The sequence below is a fragment of the Micromonospora sp. NPDC049060 genome (assembly GCF_040649055.1).
Classification (GTDB): Bacteria; Actinomycetota; Actinomycetes; order Mycobacteriales; family Micromonosporaceae; genus Micromonospora; species Micromonospora reichwaldensis.
Map to the genome: position 1 here is coordinate 1 of NZ_JBEZEV010000139.1, position 10,850 is coordinate 10,850.

11 protein-coding genes and 1 pseudogene are annotated in these 10,850 nt (G+C 74.0%); 8 read left to right on the plus strand and 4 right to left on the minus strand.

Features of this window, described 5'->3' with window-relative positions:
* The 3 genes and pseudogenes from AB0B83_RS29170 to AB0B83_RS29180 form a co-directional block, all read left to right on the plus strand.
* Positions 1-76 (plus strand): annotated as a pseudogene (locus AB0B83_RS29170) (hypothetical protein); the annotation flags it as partial.
* 113 nt (positions 77-189) lie between these two features.
* Positions 190-1,017: a DUF72 domain-containing protein gene (locus tag AB0B83_RS29175; protein WP_357580864.1), complete on the plus strand. Its 828-nt coding sequence runs from the start codon at positions 190-192 to the stop codon at positions 1,015-1,017.
* A gap of 55 nt (positions 1,018-1,072) precedes the next feature.
* Positions 1,073-2,029, plus strand: coding sequence for a DUF1152 domain-containing protein (locus AB0B83_RS29180; RefSeq protein ID WP_357580854.1), 957 nt, complete (start codon positions 1,073-1,075; stop codon positions 2,027-2,029).
* A 27-nt stretch (positions 2,030-2,056) separates the two neighbouring features.
* On the opposite strand, the gene AB0B83_RS29185 is transcribed toward AB0B83_RS29180, so the two are convergent.
* Positions 2,057-3,109, minus strand: coding sequence for a zinc-binding dehydrogenase (locus AB0B83_RS29185; protein WP_357580855.1), 1,053 nt, complete (start codon positions 3,107-3,109; stop codon positions 2,057-2,059).
* Between the two features lie 234 nt (positions 3,110-3,343).
* Between AB0B83_RS29185 and AB0B83_RS29190 the strand changes: the two genes are divergently transcribed.
* A complete protein-coding gene (locus AB0B83_RS29190) occupies positions 3,344-4,549 on the plus strand; it encodes a peptidoglycan DD-metalloendopeptidase family protein (protein WP_357580856.1) in 1,206 nt (401 codons plus the stop codon).
* A gap of 116 nt (positions 4,550-4,665) precedes the next feature.
* Here the strand turns inward: AB0B83_RS29190 and AB0B83_RS29195 are convergent, their stop codons facing one another.
* Entirely contained in the window at positions 4,666-5,361 is a 696-nt protein-coding gene (locus tag AB0B83_RS29195) for an ElyC/SanA/YdcF family protein (RefSeq protein ID WP_357580857.1), read from the minus strand.
* A gap of 201 nt (positions 5,362-5,562) precedes the next feature.
* Between AB0B83_RS29195 and AB0B83_RS29200 the strand changes: the two genes are divergently transcribed.
* Together AB0B83_RS29200 and AB0B83_RS29205 are read left to right on the plus strand one after the other, a co-directional pair.
* Complete coding sequence (locus AB0B83_RS29200) at positions 5,563-6,723, plus strand: epoxide hydrolase family protein (protein WP_357580858.1); 1,161 nt, start codon at positions 5,563-5,565, stop codon at positions 6,721-6,723.
* Positions 6,724-6,877: 154 nt separating this feature from the next.
* Positions 6,878-8,113 (plus strand): hypothetical protein, encoded by a 1,236-nt coding sequence (locus AB0B83_RS29205; protein WP_357580859.1) that lies wholly within the window; start codon positions 6,878-6,880, stop codon positions 8,111-8,113.
* Here AB0B83_RS29205 and AB0B83_RS29210 read toward each other — a convergent pair.
* A complete protein-coding gene (locus tag AB0B83_RS29210) occupies positions 8,039-8,530 on the minus strand; it encodes an FBP domain-containing protein (protein WP_357580860.1) in 492 nt (163 codons plus the stop codon). The genes AB0B83_RS29205 and AB0B83_RS29210 overlap by 75 nt on opposite strands.
* A 71-nt stretch (positions 8,531-8,601) precedes the next feature.
* Between AB0B83_RS29210 and AB0B83_RS29215 the strand changes: the two genes are divergently transcribed.
* Entirely contained in the window at positions 8,602-9,171 is a 570-nt protein-coding gene (locus AB0B83_RS29215) for a WHG domain-containing protein (RefSeq protein ID WP_357580861.1), read from the plus strand.
* A gap of 16 nt (positions 9,172-9,187) precedes the next feature.
* Here the strand turns inward: AB0B83_RS29215 and AB0B83_RS29220 are convergent, their stop codons facing one another.
* On the minus strand, positions 9,188-9,931 hold the full coding sequence (locus AB0B83_RS29220; RefSeq protein ID WP_357580862.1) for an N-acetyltransferase: 744 nt from the start codon (positions 9,929-9,931) through the stop codon (positions 9,188-9,190).
* Positions 9,932-10,411: 480 nt separating this feature from the next.
* Here AB0B83_RS29220 and AB0B83_RS29225 point away from each other — a divergent pair, with 480 nt between their 5' ends.
* The gene (locus tag AB0B83_RS29225; RefSeq protein WP_357580863.1) at positions 10,412-10,756 is read left to right on the plus strand and encodes a hypothetical protein; all 345 of its coding nucleotides are present in this window, start codon (positions 10,412-10,414) and stop codon (positions 10,754-10,756) included.
* Positions 10,757-10,850 lie beyond the last annotated feature (94 nt).

Sequence of the window (10,850 nt, forward strand, 5' to 3'; positions counted from 1 at the left end):
CTACGACGGCCGGGCCAAGGAGCCCACCATTCTGCCGTCGCGGATTCCGAACCTGCTCGACAACGGCTCCGAGGGCATCGCGGTCGGCCGCCGCCGGCGCGGCCGGATACCGTACCCGCGGCGCGGGTCACCCCGCGTCGGGCCGTCGAGCGGTGGGAGGATCCGATGCGCCTGCACGTGGGGTGCGCGATGTGGACGCACAAGTCGTGGCAGGGGCGCTTCCTGGCGCACCCGCTGCCGGCCCACGAGCGGCTGCGCGCGTACGCCGGTTGGTGCACGGCGGTCGAGGGGAACACCACCTTCTACGCCACCCCGGCCCGGGAGACGGTCGCCTCCTGGGCGGAGCAGACCGACCCCGACTTCCGGTTCGTGCCCAAGCTGCCGAAGGTCGTCACGCACGAGCGCCGGCTCACCGGCGCCGACGAGGAACTCCGCGCCTTCCTGTACGCCGTCGAGCCCCTCGGCCCACGGGCCCACGCCCTCTGGATCCAGCTGCCGGGCTCGTTCGGCCCGGCCGACGTGCCCGCGCTGGCCCGTTTCCTGCGCGGGCTGCCCACCGCCCACCGGTACGCCGTGGAGGTCCGGCACCCCGCCTTCTTCGACGATCCCCGGGCGGCGCGGACGCTGGAGGAGGCGCTCGCCACCGTCGGCGCCGAGTGGGTGCCCTTCGACACGACCGCGTTCTTCCGCACCCCGCCGACCAGCGACGCGGAACGTGAGGCGTGGACCAGGAAGCCGCGCACCCCGCTGCGCACCCGCGCGCTGACCGACCGGCCGATCGTCCGCTACCTCGGCCGCGACGACCCCGCACGTACGGTCGAGGGCTGGCAGCCGTGGCTCGACGTGGTGACCGGGTGGCTGCGCGAGGGCCGATCGCCGACGGTCTTCGTGCACACCCCGGACAACGCCGACGCGCCCGAGCTCGCCCGCCGGTTCCACGACGAGGTGCGGGCGCGCCTGCCCGAGGTCGAGCCGCTGCCCGAGCCGGAGCCGGTCGGGCCGTCGACGCTGTTCTGAACGGAACCGCCCCGCCCGCCACGGCAACCCTGTGCCGGCCACCTGAGGAGGCTCGATGCGGTCGCTGGCCGTACCGCCGTTGTTCGCCGCGCTGGAGCCGGCCCGCACCGTGCTGATCGCGGGCGCGGGCGGCGGCTTCGACGTGTACGCCGCGATTCCGCTGGCCGTCGCGTTACGCGACGCCGGTCGGACCGTGCACCTGGCCAACCTCTCCTTCACGCGGCTCGAACTGCTCGACCTGGACGCCTGGGCGGCGCAGGACGTCGCCGCCGTCACCCCGGACACCGCCGGCCCCGACGAGTACTTCCCGGAGCGGGCGCTGGCCCGCTGGCTCGCCGCCAACGACCAGCCGAGCACCGTGTACGCCTTCCCGCGGGTGGGCGTGGAGCCGCTGCGCGACGCGTACCGGCATCTGGTCGACGCGCTCGGGGTGGACGCGGTGGTGCTTGTCGACGGGGGCACCGACATCCTCATGCGCGGCGACGAGGCCGGCCTCGGCACCCCCGTCGAGGACATGACGAGCCTCGCGGCGGTGGCCGGCCTGGACGTGCCGGTGAAGCTGGTGGTGTGCCTCGGGTTCGGCATCGACGCGTACCACGGGGTCAACCACACCCAGGTGCTGGAGAACATCGCCGCCCTCGACCGCGACGGCGCGTACCTCGGGGCACTGTCCATTCCGGGCCGCAGCCGGGAGGCGCGGCTGTACCGGGACGCGGTCGCGTACGGGCAGGCGGCCACGCCGCTGCGGCCCAGCATCGTGCACGGGCAGATCGCCGCCGCCATCCGTGGCGCCGACGGGGACGTGCACGTGACCCGCCGCACCCGGGGCAGCACCCTGTTCGTCAACCCGCTGATGGCGATCTACTTCAGCTTCGACCTCGACGGCCTGGCCCGCCGTTCGCTCTATCTCGACCGCCTGGAGCACACCGTCGGCATGCGACAGGTGGCCTCCCGGATCGAGGACTTCCGCGACGAGGTCGAGCGGCGTACGCCTCGGGTCTTCCCGCACTGACCCCTCGCCGCCGCGCCGCCCGCAGGCTCAGGCCCGGTCCGGCTGGTTCGGGTCGATCAGCACCTTGGTGTGCTCGCTGCGGCCCGAGTCGAGTTCGTCGAGGACGTCCTTCAGCGACGACAGCCCGAAGGTGCCCGTGTGCAGTGCCGCCACGTCGATGCGACGTGCGGCGATCGCGTGCATCGCGCCCACGAAGTCCTCGTGCTGGTAGGCCAGTGACCCGATCACCGTCAGCTCCCGGCTCTGCCAGTCGCCGTAGCTGACGCTCGAGTTCTCCAGCGGGTAGCCGAGCAGCGCGAGCGTCCCGCCCCGGCGCACGAGCTCCGCCGACGGCTGGAGCAGCGACGGAACGCCGCTGCACTCGTACACGACGTCGGCACCCATGCCCGACGTGAGCTCGTCCAGCGCGGCCGGCAGGTCGGCGGGCTCGACCACGTGGGTGAAGCCGAGCCTGCCGGCCAGCGTACGGCGCGCTGCGGAAGGCTCCGAGATGATCATCGGCCCCGCCCCGGCGTTGCGGGCGTGCTGGGCGGTGAGCAGCCCGATCGGGCCGGCGCCCTGGACCAGCGTGGTGCTGCCGTACTCCGCCGCCACCCGCCGCACGGCGTGGAAGGTGACCGTGGCCGGCTCCACGAGCGCCGCCTCCACCGCCGACAGGCCCTCCGGAACCGGGATGACCCGCCGCGCCGTCACCTGCACCCGGGTGGCGAAGGCGCCGTGCGGCGGTGCGTCGGTGTCGACCCCGTTGGCCTCGGCGAACACGGTGTCGCAGTGGCGGGCGTGCCCGGCGACGCACTGGCGGCAACGGCCGCACGCCGGCCCCACCGCGCCCACCACGCGCTGGCCGACCCGCAGCCCGTCCACGCCGGCGCCCACCGCCGAGACCGAACCGGTCCACTCGTGCCCGAAGACCGCCGGCGGCAGCATGTGCCCGTCGGTGTAACCGTGGACGTCCGTGCCGCAGATCCCCGTGTACGTGATGTCGACGGTCACGCGGCCGGGCCCGGGCTCGGTCGCGGACACCTCGCCCGCACGGAGTTCGCGCGGACCGGCGACCGCGAGGTAGCGACCAGCAGACATACGCGATCCCTCCTCGGCGACCGCCCCAGTCTCCCACCCGGAACGCGCCGGGAGGCCGGCTACCAGCAGATTCGGGCGGCGGGGTGTCCCCGGTCCGGTCGGGTCCCGCCCGCCGACCGGCCCCGTGCCGAAACATACCTTCATTGCCGCCGGGTCAACATGTAGACAATATTCCTCGTTCTGTCTATCGTCAGCACCACTTAGCGATGTCCTTCGATTTGAAAGAGGTCGTCAATGGTGCAAGTCAGACGATGGGTCGGCATCGCCACAGCCCTGCTGGCGACGGAGGTCCTGGTCGCGGGCACCGCCGCGCACGCGGCCGCGCCAACCCCCGACCCGGTCCGGGTGAGCGTCGAGGACGCGGTCACCGCCAAGCTGCGCGGGCAGGCCCAGGCTGCGGCGGCGGAGCACGCCGACAGCCCTGCGGCGGAGCACGCCGAGAGCTCCGAGACCCGCGTCACCGTCACCCGCCGCAACGGCCAGTGGGCCTTCGGCACCGCAGTGGCCGTCACCTCCCACGAGAAGGACGTCCACCCGACCGGGGCGATCTTCATCGCCCGTGCCGAGGCCGGCACCTGGCGGGTGTACTTCGACGGCGAAGCCGGCTTCGGCGAGCTGGCCGCCGAGTCGCCCCTGGTGAACAAGCAGGAGAAGGCGGTCTTCACGCGCACCCCGAGCACCATGCAGGCGGGCGGCGACTACCGGACCGGGATGGCCCTGCCCTTCGCGGTCGGCCAGACCTGGACGCTGACCGGCGGCCCGCACGGCTGGGGCGGCTCCGAGGCGCCGTACAGCTCGATCGACCTGGCCGGCGGCGACCAGGTGGTCCGCGCGGCGCGGGCCGGCACGGCGTACACGATGTGCACGGGGTGGATCCGGGTGATCCACGACCGGGGCTACTCGACCGACTACTACCACCTGTGGAGCAGCATCTCGGTCAACGGCGCCGCCGTCGGCCAGGGCGCGTACCTGGGCTACACGGGCACCGACGTCACCTGCGGCGGGGCGGCCTCCGGCCGGCACGTCCACTTCGGGCTGCGGCAGAACAGCGCGTACGTCTCCATCGGCGGGCACGGCATCGGCAAGTGGGCGTTCGAGAACGGCGCCGGTCCCTACCAGGGCGGCGCGCGGCACGGCTCGACCTGGCGAGGTGCCGGCGGCGCCCTCTACAACTACGGGGCGCTGGGCTTCAACCAGGCGGTGGTGGACGCCAACGGCGGGGGCACGGTGAACAAGCGGGGTGGTCCCGGCACCGGGTACGCCCTGCGGGGGTCGGTGGGCGACGGCGCGACCGTCACCGTCTCCTGCTCCGCCAACGGCACCTCCCACGCCGGACGGTACGGCACCACGGCGCTGTGGAACCGGCTGAGCGACGGCACCTGGGTGTCCGACGCCTACGTGTGGAGCGGAGTGAACGGCCCGGTCAACGGCTGGTGCTGACCGGCACCTGACCGAGCGTCGACGCAGGGGCCCCGCCACTTCGGCGGGGCCCCTGCGCCTCGTGGGCGGCCGGGGACGACCCGCCCCGCACATGTGCCGGGGGCGTGCCGGGCGGGTCAGCCCGGGGCGCCGGCGAGAAGGGACCCGTGGTGACTCCACAGCCACCGGAGGTACTGCTGGAGTTCCCCCAGGGTGGCGACCTGGTCCTCGTCCATGTAGGTGAGGATCCGTTTCACCTCCCCCGGCACGAGGTCGTAGGCGGTGGCCCCGGTCTCCGGGACGGGCGTGTCCGGGGAGACGGCCACGGGGACGGGGATGACGGGCAGGCGGAGGTTCCTCCTGTCCAGCGCCTTGAGGACCGTGAGGTAGGCGCGGGGCAGGTGGTAGGGGGAGACGACGAGCGCGAGGCTCGCGACGCCGAGGCCCCGCACCCGGTCGGCGATCCAGGCGGCCTGCCGGCCGGTGTGGGGGGCGGCGTCGGCCTGGAGGCAGACCCCCTCGGCGCGCCGGAGGCCGAGGCCGCGCAGGTGGTCGAGCGTGAGGTCGACGTACGTCTGCTCAGCCGGGTTCCCGTTCGTCACCAGGAGGTGACGCAGCCCCGGGTTCGCCTCCCAGTCGCGGATGGCGTGGCGGAGCCGCCACTCCTCGCCCTGACCGGTGGCCACGACGAGGGCGTCGACGTGGTCGGCGGCCGACCGGGGCAGCGTGAGGATCGCCGTGAGGGCCTTCAGCACGTCCAGGAACTGGCCGGCGGTGAAGCCGGCGAGGTCCTCCTCCGTGACGACCCGAGGGGTTCCTCCGTGGGGGTTCACCGCGTGTTCCGCCTCGTCCGCATCGGACGACGATACTGCCGGGTCCCGGCGTGACCCCACAGAGCTCCGACGCGGCGGCCCACCCCCGCCTGAGCCTGCCGGGTGCCCGCGCGGCAGACCGCACGGCGGAAGGTGCGCGCCCCCGCGTACGCCGTCAAGGATGTGAATCTCGCGCGAGCCGTGACCCTGGAGGGCGCTGGGATGAAGCCGTTCCGCATCGAGATACCGCAGGCCGACATCGACGACCTGCGCCGACGACTGGCCGACACCCGCTGGCCGCACGAGCCGGGAGCGGACGGCTGGGAACGCGGCGTGCCGCAGGCCTACCTGCGGGAGCTGGCCGACTACTGGGGCAGCGGGTACGACTGGCGGGCGGCCGAGGCGCGGCTGAACGAGTACCCCCAGTTCGTCACGGAGATCGACGGCGCCACGGTGCACTTCCTGCACGTACGCTCCCCGGAGCCGGACGCGACGCCGCTCGTCCTCACCCACGGCTGGCCGGGCAGCTTCCTGGAGTACGTCGACCTCGTCGGGCCGCTGACCGATCCGCGCGCCCACGGGGGTGACCCGGCGGACGCCTTCCACGTGGTGATCCCGTCCCTGCCCGGTTACGGCTTCTCCGGCCCGCTCACCGGGACCGGCTGGGGCGTGCCGCGCATCGCCGGGGCGTGGGCCGAGCTGATGGACCGGCTCGGTTACGACCGCTACCTGGCGCAGGGCACCGACTTCGGCTCCTGGGTGACGGTCGCGCTCGCGGCGGCGGACGCCGGGCACGCGATCGGGGCGCACGTCAACTTCCTCATCACGCCGCCCCCCGGCGACCCGCGCGAGCTGGGCGCGCTCGACGAGGACACCGGCCGGCGGCTCGCCCGGCTGGCCCGCTTCGTCGACGACGAGTCCGGCTACATGAAGATCCAGGCCACCCGCCCGGTGACGCTCTCGTACGCCCTGACCGATTCCCCGGTCGGGCAGCTCGCGTGGATCGTGGAGAAGTTCAAGGAGTGGACCGACTCCGGCAAGAGCCCCGAGGACGCCGTGGACCGGGACCGCCTGCTCACCAACGTGTCGCTCTACTGGTTCACCCGGACGGCGGGCTCCTCCGCCCAGCTCTACCACGAGACGGCGGACATGCTCCCGGTCAGCGCCGCGCCGCGGCAGCAGCCCCCGGTGCCGGTACCGCTCGGGGTGGCGGTCTTCCCGCACGACCCCTCGCAGCCCGTCCGGGCCTGGGCCGACCAGGCCTTCCCGAACATCGTGCAGTGGACCGAGCACGACCGCGGGGGGCACTTCCCAGGGCTGGAGCAGCCCGGGCTCCTGGTCGACGACATCCGCCGGTTCGCCCGGACCCTCGACGGGGCCTGAGCCCAGGGTCGCCTGGCTGGGAAGGGCCCCCGGTGGTCGGTGTCGGGGGCCGAACCGGCGCTAACGGTAGCAATGGGAAGTATCGACCTGCACCAGTTTCCTCATCGGGCGGCCGATGGTTGTACGAGACGTGACGGCAGCCTCGCACTCCCGCATGGCGATCACGGCGTCGGCGCAGCCCGCGTGGCGGATCAGGTGGGCCGAGCGCGAGAACGACCGGCGGCGGTGCGCGTACGACGCGCAGGTGGCGGCCTGGCAGCGGCACCACGACCACCTGGCCCGGCTGCGGATCGAGGCGGCCGGGTTCCTCGGGTGCACGCAGCCACGTGCCGGCCTGCCGGTGGACCTCGACGCCGACGAGGTCGTCTACCGGGTACTGCCGGTCGCTGACCTGGTCGAGGCGGACGCGCGGCACGGCGCCGGGCTGCCCGCCCCGGGCCTGACCGTCGCCACGGACGACCCCGCCGGCCGCGCGCTGCCGAGGGGCGTGCGGGCCCTCGACACGGGAATGGCCGTCGTGACCAACCACCGCGTCGCCTTCTCCTCGGGGCGCGGATGGCGGCACGAGTGGAGGTACGCGGACCTGGTGGGGCCCGCGCACCACCCCGAGGTGCCGTTCACCCTGCTGCACGCCACCGACGGTCGCCGGCTCGTCGGGCTGCGGGTGCCGGCCGCCGCGACCGTGAACTTCCGCTTCTATCTCACCCTCGCCTTCGCCGCCGCCAATGGCGAACGGGCCGCCGTCACCGCGCAGCTCGAGGCCCTGCTGGCCGCCCACCGGCGTGTGCGGCCGGTGCCACCGCTGCCGGTCCACCCGGATCAGGCCCCGTCGACCGGGCTGCGTGCCGAGCGTCGCGCGGCCCTGGCCGCGGCCGTCGTCGCGGTGGCGTTCGTGGCGCTGACCGCCGCAGGCCCGGCCTCGCCGGAGCGGGGCGGCCCGCCGTACCGGGCGGACGAGAGCGCGCGGGGCGCCTCCGCCGCCGCCGCGACGCCGAACCCCGTCGAGGGCGCCGCACCGACCGCCCGAGGCGAGCCGGTGGCGTGCAACACGGGCCCGGCGACGTCGGAGGCCGGTGCGCTGGCGGCCTCCACCAGGGGCGGTGTGACACGCGTACCCGCGCCGGTCAGGGCGCCGCAAGTGGTGCGGATCGGCGATGCCGTCGCGCCGGCGGCTCCCTTACTGCGGTGGCTCGCCTGTCCGCAGGGCGATGCCGGTGCCAGTGCTCCGCCCCACGCCGGCGTGGTACTCCACGTTCGTGTGCAGTTCCCGGCCCGGCTTCAGGTCCCTCAGCAGCACGGAGCCGTCGGCAGGGGATCAGGCGGTCACGGTGGCGATGAACGCGGCGACGTTCGCCATGGTCCGCTGGATCTTCTCTTCCAGGGTGAGTGACTCCGGCAGCCGTGCGCCGGCGCCCGGGTCCTTCCTGCCCCGCACATACAGCGAGCAGGCGAGGTCGCTGCACAGGTAGGTGCCGACCGTGTTGCCCTGCTGCCCGGCCTTGCCCGCCTTCGGCGCAACCATCAGGGAGACGCCGCCGGTGGGGGTGGTCAGACACATCGAGCACATGCCGCGCCGTGGCTGCGAGGGGGCGGGGCTGGGGCAGCGCAGCGCGAGGGCCCTCGGCCGGCCGTCCAGCTCGGTGACGAGGTAGGCGCGGTGAGGGGCCTGCGGATCTCGCCAGCCGAGGTAGTCCAGGTCGTCCCAGGGCCGGTCGGCCAGGTCGCGCGGGACGGACAGACGCTTCGCCTCGCCCTTGGTGCAGTTCACGAAGGCGGTGCGGATCTCCTGCTCGGTCAGCGGCTTCATGCACGGCAGGCTAATTTGCCTAAAAGTATTAGGCAAATGCATAATGGGTTTTGCCGAGCGGGCGGAGGAGCATGGCACGCGCAGGACTGACCCCGGAACGCCTGACCCTGGCGGGAGCGGAACTGGCCGACGAGGTCGGCTTCGACCAGGTGACCGTCTCGGCGGTCGCCAGGCGGTTCGACGTCAAGGTCGCGAGCCTGTACTCGCACCTGAAGAACTCCGAGGACCTGAGGACCAGGATCGCCCTGCTCGCCCTGGCGGAACTCGCCGACCGGGCCGCCGACGCCCTGGCCGGGCGCGCCGGCAAGGACGCCCTGACCGCCCTCGCGAACGTCTACCGCGACTACGCCCGGGAACATCCCGGCCGCTACGCCGCAGCCCAGCTCAGGCTCGACCCGCAGACGGCGGCGGCGAGCGCCGGCGGCAGACACGCGCAGATGACGCGGGCGCTGCTGCGCGGCTACGACCTGACGGAGCCGGACCAGACGCACGCGGTCCGGCTGCTGGGCAGCGTCTTCCACGGCTACGTCAGCCTGGAGATGGGCGGCGGGTTCAGCCACAGCGCCCCCGACACGCAGGAGACGTGGTCACGGGTCCTGGACGCCCTCGACGCCCTGCTGCGCAACTGGCCCGCGCCCTGACCCCGGCGCGACCCGCCTAGAGGCGGTGCCTGACCCAGACGTTGGGCTCGACGTAGACGGCGTGGTCGTGCGCCACGTCGCAGTGCACCGGCACGAGGGCCCCCGGCACGTGGACCGGCCCGCTGGTGTCGAACGGCAGGCCCGTCCAGCGACGCCAGTCGGCGAGGGTCCCGGCGATCGTCATCGACCGGGTGGCGACGCGCTCGATGCGTCCGCCCGCGCGGACGTGCACCCGCAGCCAGGGGTCGACCGGCAGGCCGTCCTCGCGGACCTGCGCCGCGTACTGCGCCATCGGCAGTTCGGGCCGGGTGTGCTTGCCGCTCGGCCGGACCGGCGCGACGAGCGTGTCGTAGCCCAGTTCCGCGGCGGCCCTCCGCATGGCGGCCAGCATCACGGCGGACAACCCGGTGCCGCGCCGGTCGGGCCGGATGCAGATCTCCAACGCCGAGACCATGTTCGTGTCGGCGCCGGTCAGGCGGTTGACGGTGGCCCGCTGGATCACCCGGTCCCAGCCGCCGTCGGGAAGCTCGGACTCGGTCCAGCGCAGCGGCACCGCGTACGCCCGGGCGACCGCGCGGGCGGGGTCGGCGGGATCGACCGCGGCGAACACGAACTCGGGATACAGGTCGTGGGCGACGCCGTAGTACACCGTGCCCATCGGGTCCCACAGCATGAACGGCGGCCACGCCCCGTCGAAGTCCTCGTCGAGCGAACGGCCGAGGTCGGGGCGGTCCGCCAGGCGCACGATGTCGAGGGTCACGGCGGAAACCTAGAGCGCCGGGTCGTCACGCGCACGTCGATTTCGGGGCCTGTGCGACGGGTCACGGCCGCCGCGACCGATCCGGCAACCTCACGACGGGCCCCGGGGCGCCGGGCGCTGGCCGGTGTGCGCGCGTCCGGTCTATGGTGGCGCCGTGACCGCCCCCGGCCCCTCCCGGCAGCCCCGCACCGCGGCGTACCAGGAGTTTCCCGCCCCGTCGCGGACGCCCGCGACCACCGGGCCGCGGGCCCACCTCGTCGCGGGTGCGATCACCCGTCGCCTCGCCGTGCCGTCGGTCGCCCGCGTCCGCCGGGGCACCGTCGCGCCGATCGTCGCGCCGCCGACCCGGCGGGCGCCTCGTCAGCGCCGCCCGCCGCCACCCGTCCGAGATCCACAGGACCGGCACCGGCGGGCGGAGCGCATCAGCGCTCCGCCCTTTCTTTTCGTTCCGAGCAGGGAGAAGGACCGATCGTGTACGTCGTGAGCAGGCAGGCCGAGCTGGGAGTGCTCCGGATCGTCCTGGAGGAGCAGTACGAGCGGCACAGCATCCAGTTGGCGCTGCTGGACCGGCAGGCCCGACGGATGCGCTCCGACGGCGAGGCGGCCGCCGCGTTGACCGCCGCCACGCGACGGGCCCTGGGCGACATCGCCCGCGCACTGCACTACCTGGAACAGGGCCGCTACGGCACCTGTGGAGGGTGCGACCGCGACATCCCGATCGAGGAGCTGGCGCATCGCCCGTCGACCCGGCTCTGCGCCACCTGCCAGCCGGAGCCTCGTCGGCGTGCGGACAGCGGCCGCAGCGGTGGCGACTGTCGCCGTTAGGGCCGCCGCCTGCCGTCGGCGCTCCGTCGAGGGACACGGGCGGCGCGGCGGGTTCCCGGCGCCTCGGCGGACAAAACGGTGCCGGCCCGCCACG

What these genes read in the sequence shown, in the direction of transcription:
- AB0B83_RS29200 (WP_357580858.1), top strand. Translation starts at nt 5,563, where the DNA reads ATGAAGCCGTTCCGCATCGAGATACCGCAGGCCGACATCGACGACCTG.
- AB0B83_RS29185 (WP_357580855.1), bottom strand. Translation starts at nt 3,109, where the DNA reads ATGTCTGCTGGTCGCTACCTCGCGGTCGCCGGTCCGCGCGAACTCCGT.
- AB0B83_RS29190 (WP_357580856.1), top strand. Translation starts at nt 3,344, where the DNA reads ATGGTGCAAGTCAGACGATGGGTCGGCATCGCCACAGCCCTGCTGGCG.
- AB0B83_RS29215 (WP_357580861.1), top strand. Translation starts at nt 8,602, where the DNA reads ATGGCACGCGCAGGACTGACCCCGGAACGCCTGACCCTGGCGGGAGCG.
- AB0B83_RS29205 (WP_357580859.1), top strand. Translation starts at nt 6,878, where the DNA reads ATGGCGATCACGGCGTCGGCGCAGCCCGCGTGGCGGATCAGGTGGGCC.
- AB0B83_RS29175 (WP_357580864.1), top strand. Translation starts at nt 190, where the DNA reads ATGTGGACGCACAAGTCGTGGCAGGGGCGCTTCCTGGCGCACCCGCTG.
- AB0B83_RS29180 (WP_357580854.1), top strand. Translation starts at nt 1,073, where the DNA reads ATGCGGTCGCTGGCCGTACCGCCGTTGTTCGCCGCGCTGGAGCCGGCC.
- AB0B83_RS29210 (WP_357580860.1), bottom strand. Translation starts at nt 8,530, where the DNA reads ATGAAGCCGCTGACCGAGCAGGAGATCCGCACCGCCTTCGTGAACTGC.